This is a genomic window from Streptomyces sp. NPDC026062, from assembly GCF_055568375.1.
Map to the genome: position 1 here is coordinate 53,969 of NZ_JBVHOQ010000021.1, position 20,051 is coordinate 74,019.

General features: G+C 68.0%; 20 protein-coding genes. 7 read left to right on the forward strand and 13 right to left on the reverse strand.

Going from position 1 to position 20,051, the window contains the following annotated elements; translation table 11 throughout:
* Positions 1-143: 143 nt before the first annotated feature.
* Together ACZ4LX_RS20350 and ACZ4LX_RS20355 are read right to left on the reverse strand one after the other, a co-directional pair.
* Positions 144-821, reverse strand: a complete 678-nt coding sequence (locus tag ACZ4LX_RS20350; RefSeq protein ID WP_467641352.1) for a potassium channel family protein — start codon at positions 819-821, stop codon at positions 144-146.
* Entirely contained in the window at positions 821-1,489 is a 669-nt protein-coding gene (locus ACZ4LX_RS20355) for a potassium channel family protein (RefSeq protein WP_350995919.1), read from the reverse strand. Before ACZ4LX_RS20355 ends, ACZ4LX_RS20350 begins: the two co-directional genes overlap by 1 nt.
* Before the next feature lie 468 nt (positions 1,490-1,957).
* Here ACZ4LX_RS20355 and ACZ4LX_RS20360 point away from each other — a divergent pair, with 468 nt between their 5' ends.
* From ACZ4LX_RS20360 to ACZ4LX_RS20375, 4 genes are all read left to right on the forward strand, one after another.
* Positions 1,958-4,006: an APC family permease gene (locus tag ACZ4LX_RS20360; protein ID WP_467641348.1), complete on the forward strand. Its 2,049-nt coding sequence runs from the start codon at positions 1,958-1,960 to the stop codon at positions 4,004-4,006.
* 171 nt (positions 4,007-4,177) lie between these two features.
* A complete protein-coding gene (locus ACZ4LX_RS20365; protein ID WP_467641345.1) occupies positions 4,178-5,551 on the forward strand; it encodes a class I SAM-dependent RNA methyltransferase in 1,374 nt (457 codons plus the stop codon).
* A 459-nt stretch (positions 5,552-6,010) separates the two neighbouring features.
* The gene (locus ACZ4LX_RS20370; RefSeq protein ID WP_467641678.1) at positions 6,011-6,850 is read left to right on the forward strand and encodes an endonuclease NucS domain-containing protein; all 840 of its coding nucleotides are present in this window, start codon (positions 6,011-6,013) and stop codon (positions 6,848-6,850) included.
* A 361-nt stretch (positions 6,851-7,211) separates the two neighbouring features.
* Positions 7,212-7,757 carry a hypothetical protein gene (locus ACZ4LX_RS20375; RefSeq protein ID WP_467641342.1) on the forward strand — a complete coding sequence of 182 codons (546 nt, stop codon included), beginning with the start codon at positions 7,212-7,214 and terminating at the stop codon, positions 7,755-7,757.
* Here the strand turns inward: ACZ4LX_RS20375 and ACZ4LX_RS20380 are convergent.
* Together ACZ4LX_RS20380 and ACZ4LX_RS20385 are read right to left on the reverse strand one after the other, a co-directional pair.
* A complete protein-coding gene (locus ACZ4LX_RS20380; RefSeq protein WP_467641339.1) occupies positions 7,714-8,505 on the reverse strand; it encodes an IS5 family transposase in 792 nt (263 codons plus the stop codon). The two genes, ACZ4LX_RS20375 and ACZ4LX_RS20380, sit on opposite strands and share 44 nt — an antisense overlap.
* Before the next feature lie 206 nt (positions 8,506-8,711).
* Entirely contained in the window at positions 8,712-9,251 is a 540-nt protein-coding gene (locus ACZ4LX_RS20385) for a hypothetical protein (RefSeq protein WP_467641336.1), read from the reverse strand.
* A gap of 166 nt (positions 9,252-9,417) precedes the next feature.
* On the opposite strand from ACZ4LX_RS20385, the gene ACZ4LX_RS20390 reads away from it, so the two are divergent.
* The gene (locus ACZ4LX_RS20390) at positions 9,418-10,257 is read left to right on the forward strand and encodes a hypothetical protein (protein ID WP_467641333.1); all 840 of its coding nucleotides are present in this window, start codon (positions 9,418-9,420) and stop codon (positions 10,255-10,257) included.
* Here the strand turns inward: ACZ4LX_RS20390 and ACZ4LX_RS20395 are convergent.
* The 7 genes from ACZ4LX_RS20395 to ACZ4LX_RS20425 all read right to left on the reverse strand — a co-directional run bounded on the left by ACZ4LX_RS20395 (position 10,245) and on the right by ACZ4LX_RS20425 (position 16,544).
* Positions 10,245-10,964, reverse strand: coding sequence for an aldo/keto reductase (locus tag ACZ4LX_RS20395; RefSeq protein WP_467641330.1), 720 nt, complete (start codon positions 10,962-10,964; stop codon positions 10,245-10,247). The two genes, ACZ4LX_RS20390 and ACZ4LX_RS20395, sit on opposite strands and share 13 nt — an antisense overlap.
* Positions 10,961-12,172, reverse strand: coding sequence for a JmjC domain-containing protein (locus tag ACZ4LX_RS20400; RefSeq protein ID WP_467641327.1), 1,212 nt, complete (start codon positions 12,170-12,172; stop codon positions 10,961-10,963). Before ACZ4LX_RS20400 ends, ACZ4LX_RS20395 begins: the two co-directional genes overlap by 4 nt.
* A 9-nt stretch (positions 12,173-12,181) precedes the next feature.
* Entirely contained in the window at positions 12,182-12,355 is a 174-nt protein-coding gene (locus ACZ4LX_RS20405; protein ID WP_467641324.1) for a hypothetical protein, read from the reverse strand.
* A 1,048-nt stretch (positions 12,356-13,403) separates the two neighbouring features.
* Positions 13,404-14,231, reverse strand: coding sequence for an SDR family oxidoreductase (locus ACZ4LX_RS20410; RefSeq protein WP_467641321.1), 828 nt, complete (start codon positions 14,229-14,231; stop codon positions 13,404-13,406).
* Positions 14,232-14,270: 39 nt separating this feature from the next.
* A complete protein-coding gene (locus tag ACZ4LX_RS20415) occupies positions 14,271-14,831 on the reverse strand; it encodes an aldo/keto reductase (protein ID WP_467641675.1) in 561 nt (186 codons plus the stop codon).
* A 406-nt stretch (positions 14,832-15,237) separates the two neighbouring features.
* A complete protein-coding gene (locus ACZ4LX_RS20420; RefSeq protein WP_467641318.1) occupies positions 15,238-15,693 on the reverse strand; it encodes a tellurite resistance TerB family protein in 456 nt (151 codons plus the stop codon).
* A gap of 275 nt (positions 15,694-15,968) precedes the next feature.
* Complete coding sequence (locus ACZ4LX_RS20425) at positions 15,969-16,544, reverse strand: TerD family protein (RefSeq protein WP_467641315.1); 576 nt, start codon at positions 16,542-16,544, stop codon at positions 15,969-15,971.
* Between the two features lie 215 nt (positions 16,545-16,759).
* On the opposite strand from ACZ4LX_RS20425, the gene ACZ4LX_RS20430 reads away from it, so the two are divergent.
* Together ACZ4LX_RS20430 and ACZ4LX_RS20435 are read left to right on the forward strand one after the other, a co-directional pair.
* Positions 16,760-17,191, forward strand: a complete 432-nt coding sequence (locus ACZ4LX_RS20430; protein ID WP_467641312.1) for a BlaI/MecI/CopY family transcriptional regulator — start codon at positions 16,760-16,762, stop codon at positions 17,189-17,191.
* A gap of 3 nt (positions 17,192-17,194) precedes the next feature.
* Positions 17,195-18,127 (forward strand): M56 family metallopeptidase, encoded by a 933-nt coding sequence (locus tag ACZ4LX_RS20435; protein ID WP_467641310.1) that lies wholly within the window; start codon positions 17,195-17,197, stop codon positions 18,125-18,127.
* A gap of 131 nt (positions 18,128-18,258) precedes the next feature.
* Here ACZ4LX_RS20435 and ACZ4LX_RS20440 read toward each other — a convergent pair whose 3' ends face one another.
* Together ACZ4LX_RS20440 and ACZ4LX_RS20445 are read right to left on the reverse strand one after the other, a co-directional pair.
* On the reverse strand, positions 18,259-18,483 hold the full coding sequence (locus tag ACZ4LX_RS20440; RefSeq protein ID WP_467641308.1) for a twin-arginine translocase TatA/TatE family subunit: 225 nt from the start codon (positions 18,481-18,483) through the stop codon (positions 18,259-18,261).
* A gap of 2 nt (positions 18,484-18,485) precedes the next feature.
* Positions 18,486-19,511 carry a sporulation protein gene (locus tag ACZ4LX_RS20445; RefSeq protein ID WP_467641305.1) on the reverse strand — a complete coding sequence of 342 codons (1,026 nt, stop codon included), beginning with the start codon at positions 19,509-19,511 and terminating at the stop codon, positions 18,486-18,488.
* Between the last annotated feature and the right edge of the window lie 540 nt (positions 19,512-20,051).

A 20,051-nucleotide genomic window follows, 5' to 3' on the forward strand; every position in this document is an offset into this window, starting at 1 on the left:
GCGCCGCCCGACACGCCCCGAACGGCGGGGGCCGCCCCCGCGCCCCCCGCCCCGGCGCCTGCCCCCACAGCCCCCGCGAGGGGGGCGTGTCCCCCCCCCGGGCGGACACAGGCCCCTCTCGTCGTGTGCGGATGTGCGGCCGCTCAGCTCTCCGGGTCGCCCCGGCGCACCGACAGCAGGTCCTCCAGCTGTTCCTCACGCGCCTGGGCGGCCACGAACAGCAGCTCGTCCCCGGCCTCCAGGGTCTCCTCCGTGCTCGGCGTCAGGACCCGCTGCCCGCGGATGATCGTGACCAGTGAGGTGTCCTGCGGCCAGGCGACCTCCCCGACCTGGGTACCCGCCAGTGCCGACTCCGGCGGCAGCGTCAGCTCGACCAGGTTCGCGTCGCCGTGGCTGAAGCGCAGCAGCCGGACCAGATCGCCGACACTCACCGCCTCCTCGACCAGCGCCGACATCAGACGCGGTGTGGACACCGCCACATCGACGCCCCAGGACTCGTTGAACAGCCACTCGTTCTTCGGGTTGTTCACCCGGGCGACCACGCGCGGCACGCCGTACTCCGTCTTGGCGAGCAGCGAGACGACCAGGTTCACCTTGTCGTCACCGGTCGCCGCGATCACGACGTTGCAGCGCTGCAACGCAGCCTCGTCCAGCGAGGTGATCTCGCAGGCGTCCGCCAGCAGCCATTCGGCCATCGGCACCCGTTCGACCGAGATGGCGGTCGGCGCCTTGTCGACGAGCAGCACCTCGTGCCCGTTCTCCAGCAGCTCGCCCGCGATGGAACGTCCCACCGCGCCGGCCCCGGCAATCGCGACACGCATCAGTGACCGCCCTCCTCGGGGCCCTCGGCGAAGGCCGCCTCGACCTTCGCGATCTCGTCCGTACGCATCATCACGTGGACGAGGTCGCCCTCCTGCAGCACCGTCTGCGACGACGGCAGTATCGCTTCGCCCAACCGGGTGAGGAAGGCCACGCGCACGCCCGTCTCCTCCTGGAGGGTGCTGATCTTGTGACCGATCCAGGACGGCGTGGTGTGCACCTCGGCGAGCTGCACACCGCCGCTCGGATCGCGCCACAGCGGCTCGGCGCCCGAAGGCAGCAGCCGGCGCAGCATCTGGTCCGCGGTCCAGCGCACGGTGGCGACCGTGGGGATGCCGAGGCGCTGGTACACCTCAGCACGCCGGGGGTCGTAGATCCTGGCCGCGACGTTCTCGATGCCGAACATCTCGCGTGCCACACGGGCCGCGATGATGTTGGAGTTGTCACCGCTGCTCACCGCGGCGAACGCGCCGGCCTCTTCGATACCCGCCTCGCGCAGGGTGTCCTGGTCGAAACCGACCCCCGTGACGCGACGGCCGCCGAAGCCGGATCCGAGGCGCCGGAACGCCGTAGGGTCCTGGTCGATGACGGCGACCGTGTGCCCCTGCTGCTCCAGGTTCTGCGCGAGAGCGGCTCCCACTCGCCCGCAGCCCATGATGACGATGTGCACCTTGCGCCTACCTCGCAGTCCTGGTCGTCCGGCTGACCTGCGAAAACACCCTGCTCACACTCATTTCTCGGCTGGCCGGGCAAACAATGGGGCAACGGTTCGTCCCGTTGCCCAGGACGAGCTTAAGCCGCGCCGGGTGCGCCGCCTCATTCGAGTGTGCTCATCGCGGGGGCACTGTGGCAAAGGCGACGACCCCCGAACTGTTCGAACGACTTACCGAATGGTGTTCGGGGAGTGTTCGGAGGGCGGCCGGGGCTGCGTACGGAGGGATGTTCCGAGACGCGTTCGCGGGCGTGGTTCGGGGGTGTTCATGTGGGCGCCCGGAGAGGTGTTCGACCGGCTTCTGGGTGCCGCGGTGCAAGGATTCCGTTAAGGATTTCGTGGCCTTTCCTGGCGAGTGCAGGAGATTGCGGGGCCATGGGGGTGGTGTGTGGGCCGCCCCCATACGGAACCCTTACGATCCTCAGCGTGTCCAAACTGACCGACGTGCCCAAACGGATCCTGATCGGCCGGGCCCTGCGCAGCGACAAACTGGGGGAGACGCTCCTCCCGAAGCGCATCGCTCTCCCCGTCTTCGCGTCCGACCCGCTGTCCTCGGTGGCGTACGCACCCGGGGAAGTCCTCCTGGTGCTGTCCATCGCGGGCGTGTCGGCCTACCACTTCAGCCCGTGGATCGCGGTCGCCGTCGTGGTCCTGATGTTCACGGTCGTCGCCTCGTACCGGCAGAACGTGCACGCGTACCCGAGCGGCGGCGGCGACTACGAGGTCGCCACCACCAACCTCGGCCCGAAGGCCGGACTGACCGTGGCCAGCGCGCTGCTGGTCGACTACGTGCTGACCGTCGCGGTGTCCATCGCCTCCGGGGTGGAGAACCTCGGCTCGGCGATCCCGTTCGTCGTCGAGCACAAGACGGCCTGCGCCGTCGCCGCCATCGTGCTGCTGACGCTGATGAACCTGCGGGGCGTCAAGGAGTCCGGGAAGCTCTTCGCCATCCCGACGTACCTTTTCGTGGCCGGCGTGTTCATCATGATCATCTGGGGTGCCTTCCGCGGACTCGTCCTCGGCGACACCATGCACGCCCCCACCTCGGACTACACGATCAAGCCGGAACACCAGGGCCTGGCGGGCTTCGCCCTGGTCTTCCTGCTGCTGCGTGCCTTCTCCTCCGGCTGTGCGGCCCTCACCGGCGTCGAAGCGATCAGCAACGGCGTCCCGGCCTTCCGCAAGCCGAAGAGCAAGAACGCCGCCACCACCCTCGCGATGATGGGCCTGCTGGCCGTCACCATGTTCTGCGGCATCATCGGCCTGGCCATGGCCACCGACGTCAAGATGGCGGAGAACCCGGCGGAGGACCTGATCAACAACGGTTCCCCGGTCGGCTCGTCCTTCGTCCAGGACCCGGTGATCTCGCAGGTCGCGGCCGCGGTCTTCGGCGACGGCACGTTCTTCTTCGTGATCCTCGCCGCGGCGACGGCCCTCGTCCTCTTCCTGGCCGCCAACACCGCGTACAACGGCTTCCCGCTCCTCGGCTCGATCCTGGCCCAGGACCGCTATCTGCCGCGCCAGCTGCACACCCGCGGCGACCGGCTCGCCTTCTCCAACGGCATCGTGCTGCTGGCCGGTGCCGCGATCCTGCTGGTCGTCATCTACGGGGCCGACTCGACGCGGCTGATCCAGCTCTACATCGTCGGCGTGTTCGTCTCCTTCACGCTCAGCCAGACCGGCATGGTCCGGCACTGGAACCGGCACCTGCGCGCCGAGAAGGACCAGGCCAAGCGCCGCCACATGATCCGCTCCCGCGCGATCAACACCTTCGGCGCCTTCTTCACCGGCCTGGTGCTCGTCGTCGTCCTCGCCACCAAGTTCACCCACGGCGCCTGGGTCGCGCTGCTCGGCATGGTGATCTTCTACGGCACGATGACCGCCATCCGCAGGCACTACGACCGGGTCGCGGCGGAGATCGCCGCCGACGAGACGCCGAGCGACGAGAGCGTCCGTCCCTCCCGGGTCCACTCGATCGTCCTGGTCTCCAAGCTGCACCGCCCCACCCTGCGCGCACTCGCGTACGCGAAGCTGATCCGCTCGGACAACCTGGAGGCGCTCTCCATCAGCGTCGACCCGGCCGAGACGAAGGCGCTCAAGGAGGACTGGGAGCGGCGCGGCATCAACGTCCCGCTGAAGATCCTCGACTCCCCGTACCGCGAGGTGACCCGCCCGGTCATCGAGTACGTCAAGAGCCTGCGCCGGGAGAGCCCGCGCGACGTCGTGAGCGTCTACATCCCGGAGTACGTCGTCGGCCACTGGTACGAGCACCTGCTGCACAACCAGAGCGCCCTACGGCTCAAGGGCCGACTGCTCTTCACCCCGGGAGTCATGGTCACCTCCGTCCCGTACCAGCTGGAATCCTCCGAGGCGGCCAAGAAGCGGGCCCGCAAGCGCGCGGACTGGAGCGCCCCGGGTTCGGTGCGACGCGGCCCGGTGGAGCGCAGACAGAAGGAACCGACGAACAAGAGCTGACGCTCCGTAGCGGCTCTTGGCCACTGGTTCTTGGTCCGCTTTGGGCACCGGCTCGCGGCCGGCGGCTCTCGGTCACCGGCTCTTGGTCGGCGGCCGGACGACACCCACGTAGACTCGTAGGTTGTTGTCAGGCCGTTCGCGGTCCCCCTTGATCTCTGGAGTCCTCCCCTCATGCAGAACGAATCCACTTCGCCGCAGACCGGGGAATCGCAGTCCGGAGGATCACAGTCCGGGGAATCGCTCGTGGGGCAGGAGTACGAGGTCGAGGTCGGCCCGGTCGCCCACGGCGGCCACTGCATCGCCCGCACCGCCGAGGGCCAGGTCCTGTTCGTACGCCACACGCTGCCCGGCGAGAAGGTCGTCGCCAAAGTCACCGACGGCGCCACCGACTCCCGTTTCCTGCGCGCCGACGCGGTGCGGATCATCGAGGAGTCCAAGGACCGGGTGAAGGCCCCCTGCCCGTTCGCCGGCCCCGGCAAGTGCGGCGGCTGCGACTGGCAGCATGCCAAGCCGGGCGCCCAGCGGCGGCTCAAGGGTGAAGTGATCGCCGAGCAGCTCCTGCGCCTCGCGGGCCTCACCCCCGAGGAGGCGGGCTGGGACGGCACCGTCATGCCGGCCGAGGGCGACAAGCTCCCGGCGGGCGAGGTACCCGCCTGGCGCACCCGCGTCCAGTACGCGATCGACGAGGACGGCCGCGTCGGCCTGCGCAAGCACCGCTCGCACGACATCGAGATCATCGACCACTGCATGATCGCCGCGCCCGGGGTCACCGAGCTCGGCATCGAGAAGCAGGACTGGCCCCAGATGGCCACCGTCGAGGCCATCTCCGCCACCGGCTCCCACGACCGCCAGGTCATCCTCACCCCGCGTGAGGGCGGCCGCCTCCCGCTGGTCGAGCTGGACAAGCCCGTCTCCGTGCTCCGCGTCGAGGAGAAGGACGGCGGCGTCCACCGTGTCCACGGCCGCGCCTTCGTCCGCGAGCGCGCCGACGACCGCACCTACCGCGTTGGCTCGGGCGGCTTCTGGCAGGTCCACCCGCAGGCGGCCGACACCCTGGTCCGCGCCGTCATGCAGGGCCTGCTGCCCCGCAAGAACGACACCGCGCTCGACCTCTACTGCGGCGTCGGCCTCTTCGCCGGCGCCATCGGCCAGCGCATCGGCGAGAAGGGCGCGGTGCTCGGCATCGAGTCCGGCAAGCGCGCGGTCGAGGACGCCCGCCACAACCTCAAGGACCTCGACCGGGTCCGCATCGAGCACGGCAAGGTCGACCAGGTGCTGCCCCGTACCGGCATCACGGAGTGCGACCTGATCGTCCTGGACCCGCCGCGCGCGGGAGCCGGGAAGCAGGTCGTCAAGCGCCTCTCGACCCTTGGCGCGCGCCGTATCGCGTATGTGGCGTGCGACCCGGCAGCGCTGGCGCGGGACCTGGCGTACTTCGCCGAGGGCGGCTACAAGGTGCGGACGCTGCGGGCGTTCGACCTGTTTCCGATGACGCATCATGTGGAGTGCGTCGCGATCCTTGAGCCTGCTGAAAAGGGTGCCTGACCTGCCGTTTTTTCGAGTGTGCATTATGTGCGCTGTGGGCGTTACGGGCGATATCTTGACGCATATTCGACGCACGACGGGCCCTTCTGACGCACGTTTGACGCATGGGCTGACGGCTCGTCAGGCAATGGCCTCTACTTATGATGGCGTGTCAGGTGTGGTCGGTGGGCGCTCAATCTTGATCACCCACTGTGACGGAGTCGACGCCGTGTAGAGGCTTCGGAGGGGCGGGGTAGGGCTTGGTCGCCGTTGGTCAGCGTTTGCCCGTCGTGACGTGGTGGAGTGCCGCCCAGCGCGTCGGGCGAGCAGGGGCGGGACGTATCTACACGCTCTCTTCACGGCCCCGTGGTCTCGTGTGGAAACAAATCTGCCCCTGCTCGACGTTGTCGATTTCCTAGCCGAGGGGGGAAGTCGGGCGTGAAGCTGTTCCATACAACGAGAGGCGGCGTGACTGAGGTCATGCCGCTTCTTGCCGACGTTGAGGCGGATGTGCAGAGCCTTATCGAGGCGCACATGGAGGCGATGCTCGGGGTGCGATTCCTGGCGAGTGAGTACGTGATTGGATGCGCCGATGGCGGACGTATCGACTCGCTGGGTCTCGATGAGAACGGCGCACCCGTGATCGTTGAGTACAAGCGCGGCACAGACGCCGGCGTTATCAACCAGGGCCTCTACTACATGGCCTGGCTGGTGAATCATAAGGACGTCTTCCGGAACCTGGTTCGCGACCGGCTCGGGGTCACGGCCGCGTCCCAAATACTGTGGAGCGCACCTCGGCTGATCTGTGTGGCCGGCGACTTCACCCGCTATGACGCGCACGCCGTACGCGAGCACCGGCGCAGCATCGACCTGGTCCGTTACCGCTACTTCGGCAGTGACCACATCGGACTGGAGACCGTGGCGTCGGTCACTGGGCAGTCGACCGCTGTCCCACGGCGTCCACGGCGTGGGTCCGACCTGACGGCTGTCCGACGCCACGACGGTGCGATGACGGAGCTGGCCAGTGCGGTCGACGAGGCTCTGACCGGTCTCGGGGCTGGCGTCACCCGGGTGCAGCGCAAGCAATACGCGGCCTACCAGCGGCTGCGGAACTTCGCCTGCGTGCTCGCGCCGCAGCAGACCAAGATCCTCGTCTACCTCAAGGGCGACCTGAAGGAGGTCGACCTCGTTCCGGACTTCACCCGGGACGTGACGGGACTAGGTCACCACGGCACGGGTGACTTGGAGTTGCAGCTGCGGTCGGAGCGGGATCTGGAGCGTGCCCAGGACCTGTTCCGCCTCAGCTATGCCGCGGCATAGCAGACCGAGTGCCGGCGCGGTCGTACCCGCTCGGAGTGATGGTGCCGTGATGGTGCCTTTCGACGCAGCGGTCAGGGAGTGGCGGTGGAGGTACAAGTATTCGGCGGATCTCCGGTTTCGGTAGCCGGGGATCCGCGGCTATATTGCTGCGCACCTGTTGCCTGAGTGACTGCGGGCAGTGGCGATATCGACCGGGTCGCCAGCGGGTCAGGCGTCGGCAGCTTCCGGCGTTGCGATGGGCGCTTCTGAGACGCTGTTGTCTTTCCGAGTCTGACGACTGTGTTTTCGCTGGTCAGGGGTAGGGGCGGCGTCGGTGTGGGAGTGATGGGGTGCCGTTTCGTCGCTCTCGTGGAGGCCGTGGATGCCGTCGGTTGTCGGACTGCTGGAACAGCACGAGCTTGCCGCTCGTCGTCGTGTGGACGGGCTGCGTGAGGAAGCGGACCGCATCCAGGCCGAGCTCGCGGTGGCCGAGCAGGAGTGGTCGGAGTGGACGATCGCCCGCGAGCGTGTCGGTGCGGTGCTGTCCGCGCCGGGCGGTGACTCAGCCGGCGTGGTCACCGAGGTGCCAGAGGGTGTTGTGACGGGAACCGAGGTGGAGGCGGCTGCACCTCTGGTGGTGAAGGCGAGGTCGCAGGTTCCGATGTGGCGCGAGGGGCTGGCCGGGACGGCACTGTCGGTGGACTACCGGCGCATCCTGGCCGCGATCGAGGATCGGGGCCGTCTCGGTCAAGGGCCGCTGACCTGTCAGGAGATGGCCACTGCGTTCGGCCTGGACGTGGTGCCTGCCAAGGTGGAGGGGCTGCGGTCGAAGGCGAAACGCCTGGTCGCGCGGGGCTGGCTGGCCGAGCCGGCACCGGGCCGGTTCACCCTCGCGCGGAGCGTGAGCGGGCCAGGCGGCGGGTCATGATCATGGTCATCGACCAGTAGATCATCGCCTCGGCGCTGCTGGTGGATCGTTCGAAATCACGCACCAGACGGCGGCTTCGCATCAGGTGGGCGAAGAGCCGCTCGACGATCCACCGCTTGGGCAGCACCACGAAGCCGCGCATGTCGTTGCTCCGCTTGACGATCGCCAGGACCAGCGCGAGCGCGGCCAGGCAGTGCTTGACGAGGCTGCCGGTGTAGCCGCCGTCGGCCCAGACGAGTTCCAGCCGGTGGTGAGCGTCGGTCACCCGCTCAAGCAGCACCTTCGCGGCGGCGCGGTCGCCGATGTCCGCCGCGGTGACCATCACGCCCAGCAGCAGGCCGAGGGTGTCGACCACCACGTGCCGTTTGCGGCCGTTGATCAGCTTGCCGCCGTCGAAGCCGCGGCTGTCGGCGCCGACGACGGCGTCTGCCTTGACGGACTGCGAGTCGATCACGCCGGCCGTCGGTTCCGCATCTCGCCCCGACTCCTCGCGGACCCGGCCGCGCAGCCGGTCGTGGAACTCTCTGACCAGCGCGTGGTCGCGCCAGCGGCGGAAGAACGCATAGACCCGGTCCCACGGCGGGAAGTCGGCCGGCATGGCCCGCCAATTGATTCCGTTGTCGACCAGATAGCGGATCGCATCCAGTATCACCCGGTGGCAGTACGCCTCCGGCTGCCCGCCCCGGCCCCTCATCCAGCCCGGCACCGGCAGCAGCGGCCGGACCACCGACCACTCCGCGCCCGTCATGTCCGAGGGATACCGCCGAACACGCTCCGGATGATCGGCCGCATTCCCGAACCGGTGAGCGACACAATCACACGACAGAGCAGCCGAGTTGAACTCCACCGGCGCGAGCACGTACAACTGCGGCAACAGGGTCTCCTGGATCTCGGTTGGCTTCGCAACCCCGAGCTACCAAGAGGCCCTGCCTTCATGCCCGCAGCCGGCCACGGTCACCCGATCGAGACTCCCGTTCGACGCCCACCCCGCACGATCGGAACGACAACAGCTACTGAGGCTTCCATCGCCAACCGGACCAAGACTGCGGTGGGCGTGCCGTCGTCCTCCAACAGACGCTCGTCGTAGATCTGCGACCAGGACCCCGGACCGGGCAACAGTTCTCCGACCGGGGCGTGCCGTAGTCGATCCAGGAATCTGGGGAATGACACGGCGTCGCCGAAGTTCCCGCACGCACGCATATACCGGCCATGGCACTCCATCAACAGTCGCACGCGTGCGCGCACATCGCCCTCGGGAGCGCACCACGTCATGGCGGCGATGACACAGGCGTCCAGGGCTTCACGTTGCTCCTGATCCAATTTGTCGATCTCGCCAGAAACCACGTCGGCGGCAGCAAACACAGGAGAAGTCCTCGTCATCCATGGGGCCGTCAGATCGCCATCACGGCTGAGTATCACGAAGATGATCGCCCCGAAAGTTGGTGACGTGAGCGGTGAGTAGAGGGGGCATCCCATGACTTGTGTCTCGAACACGCGGAGGCGGGGCGTACTTGCCGGACTTCGCCCGAACGCAGCCTGCGCTGCGCGACTGAGGTAATTCACCCCCAGGGGTGAGGCTGTCAACGTACAGCTCGTTGACGCACTCCCACGGCATCTGACGGGCGCACTGCTGCGGCTGGGAGTTGGTACGTTCTGGCGTATGACGCTGCGTTCGGTGGATCTGCGCAAGGACCCTGTAGAGGCCGTACTAGATCGTGCGGAGCGAATGCTGGGGGTGCGACTCGATCACGAGACACTGGTGCGCAAGCGGCGGTCTGCGGGGGCGCGTACGGACCGCGGTACGTGGGTGCGCATCGAGCGGCGCGGACTTGACCGGATTGGAGTCCACGGCGGGGACGGCATCGCGTCTGCAGAGGCCCTGTACGGGATCGCTAAGCCGGAGTGGTTTGCGGGTGTCGCGTGGCGGGATGAGGTGGACCCGGTGATGTGGCGGGCGGATGAGACAGGACTCCTGCCGGGTGCGCCGGTGGGCAGCGCCGTCGCGGCCGAAGCGCCGAAGGCGTCCGAGGGGTGGTGGGCTTCGCTGAACGCCTCACTGGATGCCCTCGCCGCGCAGAATACGAATCGGATCGCGACACCGGATACCGAGACCCTTACGCAGGAACTGGTCACAGAGACGATCCACAGCGTCTTCCCCGGCGTCGATACGGCCGTGGCCGACTGGCGGCCGGCCCATGCGGACCTCAACTGGGCAAACATGACGGCCCCGGTGTTCTGCCTGTTCGACTGGGAGGACTGGGGTATGGCTCCGCGCGGCCTGGACGCGGCAAATCTGTGGGCGGCCTCCCTCGCCGTCTCGGCTCTGGCCGATCGCGTCCGCAGTGAACGGCGCGATGATCTGGCGAGCCGGGACGGCAAACTGATGACGCTCTTCGTCGCCGCGAAGATCCTTGGCCCCTACGCCGATCCCGGCGACCCCCGCCTCATCCCCGCGCGGAAGATGGCCGCGCAGATGGTGCAGGAACTTCAGGAGAGCTGACGGGCCTTGAGGAGTTGCCGGTACTCCCGGATTACCTGGTCGTCCACCTCGTACGTCAGCGTTTCGGTGAGCTCCCGCAAGTGGTCGACGTTGTCTGTGCCGACGGCGACCGCGTCGACCCGGGGCAGGCCGAAGGAGGAACGGAACGCGGCCTGGGTCTTCGTGATCGAGGTGGAATCGCGGAGGAAGATCCTGGGATCGAAGCGCTCCCACACCTCCTGGGCTGCATTTCCGCTGAATGGGCTCATGCCCCAGACCTGCGGCGGGTGCCACCTCCTCACCATGGCTTCTGTCGCTTCGAGGACATCGATCCCGACCAGCAGCCCCGCCCGGACCATGAGGACATCAGGGCACGGCGCGACGAGGCCCAGGAGCGGGCGTGGATCCCAGGTCGAGATGCCCCAGGAACGGCAGAGCCCCGCTCGGACCGTGTCGGCCAGGGTCGCGCACGCCTGCGTCAGCGTCTCGGCATCAGATGCCGAGTGCTCCGGATTGTGGAGGAACACCACATCCGGCTCCCGCCCGAGGTCCTTCATCGCCCGCTCGACGGCGGCGCGTAGCCGTGCGGGATCGAGGCTGTGCCCCTCGGGGAAGTATCCGACCTTGGTAGAGATCGAGAATTTCGGCAGCAGGTCGCCGGCCGTCGACTTAAGGACCTCGTGGGAGCGATGTCCAAGGTAGTTGGACGCAGTGTCGAGGCGTGTCACGCCGAAGTCGGCGGCTGCTTCGAGTAGGTCACGGGCGTGACCAGACCGGTGTAGCCCGAGGACGACATCTCCGTCAGCGGTTCGCACAGCCCCTCCGTGATCAGTAGGTCGGCCAGTGTGGTGATGTCCTCGGATGCCCCGTTGAGATGGACCGGGTGGCCTGACAGGAGTGTTCTGAGGCCCGGTTCTGCGCGTTCGTGGAAGGTCAGCCGCTTGCCGCCGCCGCAGACTTGGACTGCTTCCCCGGAGTGGACGATGGATGGCGCGAACTCGGTGACGGCCGCGACTCCATCTGGCTGGCCGAAGGCGGCCACGTATGGCATGTGGCGTGCGGGCGGGGTGCTGGACCTCAGTTCGTTCAGGTAGCGCTCGGGCCTGTAATCGGCGGCCAGGGCGCTCAGCTTGTCCGCCAGGACCTTGTGCGCGGTTCCTTCCGCGCTTTCTAGGTTCTGACGGAATGCCTCGTCGGTGCGGGCTGCGTCGGAGAGGAAGTTGGCCCATGTGACGCCGGTCCGTCGGGTGAACCCGAACGTCAGATGCAGCGAGTGGCCGCTGCTGCCAGAGCCGAGGCGGGTGGCGGTGTGCCAGAAACCGCGGGGGATGTGTATGACGTCTCCGGCCCGCATGGTGCCCTTCCACAGCACTTCGTCCGAGGGTGTGCGGTTGCGTTCGGCGTCGCGGTACATCGGTGCCGGCCGAGACGGGCCGCGCACCTCCCAGGACTTCTCGCCCGAGATCTGTAGGGCGATGACCTCGTGATCATCCCAGTGGAGATGGAATCCGTCGGTTTCGCCGACCGCGAGGTATGCGTTCGCGGAGGTCAGTTCGCCTGACCACCAGCCCAGGGCTCGGCAGGCGACTTCCAGTGTTGGGTCGAAGAAGTCAACATGGTCCAGGACGATGGTGCCGCCCGCGTTGAGGACCCGTCCGAGGGCCGCCATGTCGGCCTGACTTACGGCCTGCCTGCGCCGGTTGACGTTGGTCGACAGGAACGTGGACGGGTGTACTTCGTCGCCCTGGGCGTAGCAGCGCAGCTGTGGATTGGCCAAGTGGCGACGCTTGACCAGGTCTAGCAGCTTGTGTGGGGTTAACAGCCGTGCGGGTAGCTCCGGGTCCGTGAGACGGCCGCGTGCGAACGCGGCCCCCACGGAACCCGGCCCGTACCAGCCGAGGGCTTTCTCGATGTGGGTGACGAGCCGGTGCTCCATGGGTTCCTCCTACTCCTTCGGGAGGTTCAGGTCGCGGTTGTCGCCGTCATCGCCCGCACTATTCTGCGAGCTGGTCACGTCGGACCTCTCGGACTCACTGCGGTCGTGAGCAGTCGTCAGCTCCTCCACAGCGATGAGAAGCGCGGGACTGGTTCCCGCTTGCGAGGTTGTCCTGTCTGCCATCTGTGCTCTCCTCTCGCTTTCTCCCGGCCAGCTCCGGGCGAAAGGTCTGAGTAAACCCACGTCTGTGGCATGACAGTAGAGCGAGATTCGGACACGCGTGCGATTGCGTGTCTCTGTCTAGAGAGGTTGGCTTCCTGGACCGCTGCCCCACGGTTCGATTGCAGCAGGAGCGACCGGCAGGCCATCCCAGGACTGGACGTGCCAGGTGGCTTCTACGCTGCGGTGGGCGATCACGATGCCGGTGTTGTCCAATTCCCTTTGCTGTACGTCCTCGACGGTGACGCTGTTCTGCGGGGAGACGGTCGAGCACGTCCGGCGCGGGATGCGGTGAGGACCGGCATCCTGCGGTGGCAAGTAGCCGGAGTCGTCACGGTGCTGCGGTTCAAGGCCGGGGCGGTCACGGCGTTTGTGCTTCCGCCTCTGCGCATCAGGTCATTGTCAGTGGCTGCAAGTAGGTTGGCGGTCTGCAGGTTGTTTGCGGAAGCCCTGTCTGCTGTGAGGCATTGGGCAAAAATAGACTGACCAGCGCGATCATGACGGCCCTCGGACCGTCACCCATTGACGAGCAAGGACACCCCGACTGATGGCAGCGACCCACCATGTTGAGTGCGTCGCGATCCTTGAGCCTGCTGAAAAGGGCCTCTGACCTGCTGTTTTGGTGAGTGTGCGTTGTGTGCGTCACGGGCGATTCCTTGACGCACGTGACGCACGTTTGACGCATGAACTGATGGTGCGTCGGGTATTCGTGCGCATAGGTGACGATCCGTCAGGTGTGCTCTGAGGGGCTCTGACTGTGCTGACTTCCGGGCCGAGGTTGAGTTCGGTTCGCGGACGGCTTCACGGTGGCGAGGTGCGACTCAAGATCTGTGCGGCTGGGGTGCGGCAGCGTGGGTGGCTTCGGTGTCGGGGCGGCTCTGGCGAGTTGCTGAAGGTGGGCGTCTGCGAACGCGAGCTACTCCAGCATCAATCACGTAGCCGAGGCGATCGTGCCGGAGCAGAAGATTCTCTCCGCTCCTACCTCCGGTTGCGTACGGGGCTGACTCTCTTGTCAGCTCGTCCCCAGGAACTCTCGTGCTCCGCGCAGCCGGGTGCTCAGCCGCTGTTGAGTGGCGCAGCTGTCGAGACGCACGTCGAGGGCGCCGGGCAGGTGGCTGTCCGCCCGACGGCCAGCAGGCAGCAGTGCGGGGTCTATCCCGTCGCGTCGGGCGATGAGCACGCCCATGGCGTAGCGGCTGAGGGCATCCGCGCCGGCCACGTGGAAGATGCCGGCGGCGTTGGACTCCACGAGCTCCCAGAGGGCGGCTGCCAGATCGGCGACATACACAGGGCAGCGCACGGCATCGGTGAAGAGCGCACTCTTCCGTGCCCCGGCTGCCAGCGCGTGCACCATGCGTTCGTGTTCGGACTGTCCGTGTCCGATGATCAGTGAGGTGCGGACGACCGCCGCATCCGGGCAGAGGAGCCGGACAGCCGTCTCGGCGGCAGCTTTTGCGGCCCCGTAGGGTGTGAGCGGGTCCGGGGTGCAGGACTCGTCGTATTGGGCGCGGCCGATGCCGGAGAACACTGCATCGCTCGAGACGTGCACCAGGCTGATGCCCAGCTTCGCGGTGGCCATGGCGACATGGATTGAGCCGTCCGCGGTGACTGCCCAGTCGGACCCGCCGCTCGTCACATCGAGCACCGTCTGTGGGGCCACCGTGTTCAGCAGCGCCTCGATGCGTCCGGGGTCGCGAATGTCGAGCTGGTGCCAGGTAGTGACAGCAGGGTCGCCGGGGCGTGAGTGAAAGGTCGCGGCCGTGCTCCAGCCCTTCACGTGGGCCTGACGTAGCAGCTCCGTCCCCAAGAACCCGCTGCCACCGATGATCAAAGCAGTCATGCCGTAACACGCTAGGGCACGCCTGCCGTGGCCCGAGGGCTAATCGAGAGCATGGTGCGAGACCAGGCTGGTTCGGCGCGAGCATCCTTCTGAGAACGGAGCATCGGCTGTTCGCTCAGCCGGGTGCGGGCTGGGCGCGCTGAGGCAAGGGCTTGGTGAAATCCGTGGGTCGAACGTCTCCCACACCGCCTCGGTCGTGCTGCCGCCGAACGGGCTCATGCCCCACACCTGCGATGGCCGCCACCGTGTCACCAGGTCCTCGGCTGCTTCGAGGATGTCGACGCCGACCAGTAGCCCTGTCCGGACCATGAGGACGTCAGGGCGGGGCGCATCGAGGTCCACGAGTGGGCGTGGGTCCCAGGTCGATATGCCCCATCCCGTGCATAATCCCGCCCTCGTGGCGTCGGTCAAGACCGCGCACGCGCGCGTGAGCGTTTCGGAGTCGGGGAGGGAGCCCTCAGGGTTGTGGAGGAGTACGGTGTCCGGCTCCCGGCCCAGGTCTTTTGCGGCCCGCTGGACTGCGGCGCGCAGCCGGGCAGGGGCGAGGGAGTGCTCCCCGGGGAAGTATCCGACCTTGGTGGAGACGGAGAACCCCGGCAGGGTGTCCTCGGTGGCGCCGTCGAGGTAGACCTGGGTGACCCCGACAGGAGCGCACGGAGGCCCGGCTCCGCGCGCTCGTGGAACGGCAGCCGCTTGACTACTTGGACCGTGTCGCCGGAGCGGACGAGGGAGGGGCTAACTCGGTGGCGGGCGTGCCGCGTCTGCATGGCGCGCACCGCCCCTCTGGGAAACCGGTGCCGGGGCAGGCAACGCCTGCCCCGGCACGATGCCCGGCACGCCCCTCGCGTTACCGGCCGAAAGTCCGAGTACGTCCGGTGCGAGGACTTCCGGCCGGCACGCCGAGAGCACGCACCGGACGCCGCTCTTTCACGGGCTGACGCCGCTCCTTCACCGGCAAACGCTGCCCGCCCGGGGTACTGGCGGTACTACCGGGTTACTAGCGGTACTAAAGGTCGAATTCGTTCGGCGAGATGCCGACCGCGAAGCAGGCTTCGCGGACCACTGCGCGCTCGGTGTCGTCGAAGTTGCCGTCGGCGCCGCCGATGACGATGCCGATCTGGATGACCGCGCGGGCCTCGGTGGGCTTCTTGGCGACCTTGCCGATGGTCTGCAGCATGCCGACCTTCCCGAACTCGAAGTCGGACGTCAGCTGCTGGCAGTTGTCGTTGAACCGGCGCTGCAGATCGTCGGGGGGGAAGTTCTGCAGTACGTCGTTCCCCGCGATCAGTGAGGCGACCCGCTGCCGTTCGGCGGGATCGATGGAACCGTCGGCGGCGGCGACCAGGGCGCACATGGCCATGCTGGCGTCGCGGAAACCACCGCTCTTGAGGTCGTTCTTCTTGGCGTTGAGCTGCGTCTGCATCGTCGACGCCGATTCCTTGATGCGGTCCCACAGTGCCATGCGAATGCTCCAGGGTCGGTCGGAGGGTGAGTGCTGTGCGAGTGGTGTGAGAAGACAGGTCTGTAGGGGGGCCGGGACGCGCCGCGGGCCGGTCTCGCGGGCGGTCAGGCGGGCCGGGAAGCCTCGGCGAGACGTCGAATGCCGGTCAAGTCCCCTGTGTATGCCCGGCAGTTCGTCGCCCGCGGACCTGGTGAGGCTGATCTGCTGGCCTTTGGACAGGCCGGCGGTCATGGCTCCGCTCTCGGCGGGGTGCGGTACGGGGGAGGTGCGTCCCGTCAGAGGGTGATGCCGAAGTCCGCGACGATGCCGCTGAGTCCGGAGGCGTACCCCTGGCCGACAGCGCGGAACTTCCACTCGGCGCCGTTGCGGTACAGCTCGCCGAAGACCATGGCGGTCTCGGTGGAGGCGTCCTCGCTGAGGTCGTAGCGGGCGATCTCGGCTCCGCCGGCCTGGTTGACCACGCGGATGTAGGCATTGCGGACCTGGCCGAAGCTCTGGCCCCGGCTCTCCGCGTCGTGAATGGAGACCGGGAACACGATCTTGTCGACGTCGGCCGGCACGGCGGCTAGATCGACCTTGACGATCTCGTCGTCGCCCTCGCCCTCGCCCGTGAGGTTGTCGCCGGTGTGCTCGACCGAACCGTCGGGGCTCTTCAGGTTGTTGTAGAAGACGAAGTTCTCGTTGGACAGCGCCTTGCCCGCCGCGTCGCACAGCAGGGCGCTGGCGTCCAGGTCGTAGTCCGTACCGGTGGTCGTACGGACATCCCAGCCCAGGCCCACCAGAACTGCGGTCAGCCCGGGGGCCTCCTTGCTCAGCGAGACATTTCCGCCCTTGGCGAGGCTCACGCCCATGTTCCATCTCCTTCTACGTTCATCCGTGTGCCCGCGCGTGACCGTGCGGGCACCGAGCGACAGCAAGTGAAATCTACAGCACTGTAGAGTTCGTGTGCGCACGTGCGAGCAACAGGCCCGTCGAGTCCATGAGTCGCCCGCGAGGCTCGGTACTATGCCCCGGCGCTTGTCAGTTGAAGAGCGGAATCGGGCCGTCGTGCGAGAGGGGTGGCGTCGTGGGTGCGGAGGAAGAAGGCCGGCCCGGGCAACCGCGCCCGCGTCGGCGCGGGCAGGGTGAGTTGGAGGCCCAGGTGCTGTCCGTACTGGGAGAGGCGACCGAGCCCGTCCCCGCGACCTGGGTGCAGGATCGCCTCGACGCCGGCCTGTCGTACAGCACGGTGATCACGATCCTGACCCGTCTGCTCGACAAGAAGGCGGTCACGCGGTCCGGTTCGGGGCGTCCGGTTCTCTGGCAGCCGATGGCGAACGAGGCAAGTCTCACGGCCTTTCGCATGCGGCGCCTCCTCGACCAGCGGGACGACCGGGATGCCGTGCTGTCCAGCTTCGTCTCCGCGCTGTCGCCGGAGGACGAGGATCTGCTGCGGTCGCTGCTCAACGAGAGCGGCCCGGAATTCCGCGACTCGCCCACGGACGCATCGGAGAGCTGACCGATGGGCGTCTTCGTCTATCTGCCCCTCGTCCTTCCGCTCACGGCGCTGCCCATGGCGCGCCTGGCCGAACAGCACCTGCATCCGCGCAGCGCCGCCCGGCTGCTCACCGCCATAGCCGTGATCCTGGCGGGGTGCAGCACTCTCTGCCTCGGCCTGCTGGTCGTGGTCGGGACGGCCCAGCTCCCCGGGAACCCGCTTCCGGACGGCTGGTCCGACGACGAGGTCCGGGAGGCCGTCCCGCACGATCGGATCGCCGGCAAGGCGGCGATAGTCGCCCTTGCGGCCGTGGCCCTGGTCTGCACGTCGACGCTGTGGGCCCACTGTCGTTTTCGTTCCCGCGCGCACAGAACGCTCGCCTCGCTGTCCACGACGGGCGAGGTGGCTCTGCTGCCCGACGAGATGCCCTACGCCTACGCCTTACCCGGTTCGCCGGGAAGGATCATGGTCTCCTCCGCCATGCTCGCTTCTCTGACCGCGGCGGAGCAGCAGGCACTCCTTGCGCACGAGCGGGCGCACCTGGCCGGCCGACACCACCGCCTGCTGCTGGCCGCCCAGTTGGCCGGCAACGCGAATCCACTGCTGCGGCCTCTCCGCGCGGCCATCTCGTACAGCACCGAACGTTGGGCGGACGAGGAGGCCGCCCTCCACACCGGTGACCGGCGGCTCACTGCCCGCGCCGTCGGGAAGGCGGCACTCGTCTCGCACCGGGCCACCGCCCCGGCGTTCGCGGCCTTCGCCGCGGCCGGGCCCGTCCCGCGACGTGTGGCGGCGTTGCTGGGTCCGGTGCCTCCGGAGCGCGGCTGGCCCCCGGCGCTCACCCCGACGGGGGTCGCGGCACTCGTCGCCGCCATGGGAACGGCCGTGTCCACCCTCTCGTCGCTGAACGCGGCCTTCGCGCTCTTCGTCGTACTCGAAGCGGCGACACCGCTGTAGGGCGACGGGTTCGAGTCCTGGAACCCGACGGAAACCCGGTATCCGGCGCGGTGTGCCGGTGGCTCCGAAGCCGACGGGGCCCGGGGCGGCGGCAACACCACCCCGGGCGTGCGGTCGTCAGGAGGAAGGCGTCACTGGCGCCGGTCCCCCTGGTCGTCGTCCCGTGGCGGGGCCGTCTCTCCACGGATGACGCGGGGCGCCGGGGCGGCGGCGTCCTGATCTTTGAAGGCCCTGGATTCGGCCTTGAGGATGCGTGCCGACTTGCCCGCGCTGCGCACCAGTTCGGGCAGCTTCTTCACGCAGAGCACCGCAACGACCACGATCAGGATGACGCCGATCTCGCTGATCCCGAACATGGTCAGTCCTCGCCGCCCTCGTCGTCTCCGCCCTCGTCGTCCCCCTCGAAGAAGTCCCCGATCTCGTCGACGACTTCGGCGGCCACCATGCCGCCGACCACGCCGACGGCGATCCCGGCCGCACCCGCCGCGACGACCGTGCCCATGCCGGGCCCGGAGCGGTGTCCGCTGTCGTGGTGACGGTGATCCTCGTGGTGGCCGTAGTCGTGCCCCTGGCCGTGGTCCTGGCCGTACGCGGCGTGCGTGCCATACGCCGTCCGGTGCTCGACGAGCTGCCGCATCCAGCCGTCGACCAGGGAGTTCCAGTCCTGATGGTGGACGCCGCCCTGGCCGACGGTGAAGCGGGTGACCGTGTCGTGCCCTTCGGAGAACAGCCCGCCGCGCTTGTCGGCTTCCAGGATCACCTCCATCTCACCCGGCGTGGCGAGGAAGGTCACCTCGATCTCATTGACGCTGTGTGCGTACTGCGGCGACGGGGAAAGCTCGATCTCCTGGTAGAAGGGCAGCTGCTGGCCGGAGCCCGCGATGCGGCCGTATTCGAGGTCGGCGGACCGGAAGCCGAAGCCGAGCTGCCCGAAGGCTTCGAGAATCGCCTCCTGTACGGGGAGCGGGCCGACGACGAGCGGGTCGAGGTCGCCCTTGTCCTTGGCGCCGGCCACGGAGAGCTCGGTGCGCACGCCCAGGACGATGCCGAGACCTTGCCCGTACAGCTCGGTGACCGGAGTCTCCCAGGGCAGTGCCGCCGCGAACGGCACGGTGTGCTCCGCGCCCGCCGGCAGCCGGAAACCGCCACCGACCACGAATCGTTCGAAGACGACGGCGCCGTGGGTCTCGCCGTCCTCGTGTTCGGCCTCGACCCGGGCGACCAGCTCCAGCGTGATGTGTTCGATGTCGAAGTCAGCGGTTCCGCCCAGGAGATGGACCTGGCCGGACAGGGAACCACCGGGGGCGACGGCCCCCGGGGTGAGGACGGTATCGACGGTCGGGCCGCCCACGCCGAGTGAGCCGAGCAGTCGTTTGAACACCATCGAGGCGTTCACTCCCTTTGTGCGTACGAAAATCATGAGGGACCAGTGACGGCTTCCCTCGTTCTACGGGCGGGTAGAAGCATATGGGTGGCGGGGGAGTCACTGCGGGCTCCTGACGAGGTGGCGGCCTGAACGTCCGAAAAGGATCGGCCGACGGCCTGAGCAGGCGCTTGACGAGCAGGTTTTGCTGTGCCTTTACTGTTGCCGCAGATGCCCGAGGCGGCGGCGCGGCGGGCCGGCCGAGCGGCAGCGAGCGGGGCGCTGGTAGCCGGCCTGTGCCGGGCGTCGACGGCGGACTTGACCGCCCCGCCGCGGAGGAGAGGGAGTTGAAGCTGCTGCTGTCCGGTCTGACGTCGGGATCGTGACCGTCCGGCCGGGCAGGCGCAGTGGGGGAGAGAGCGCGTCCGCGTATCGCGGCGCCATCGACCTGGGGTGGATCAACTCGGCGAGCACGGCTGCCGACGTGATCGCTCCCGAACAGCTCGACGGCGGGCCGGAGCCGTGGCCCGCCTTATCGTCGACGGGCCACGGGACAAGGCC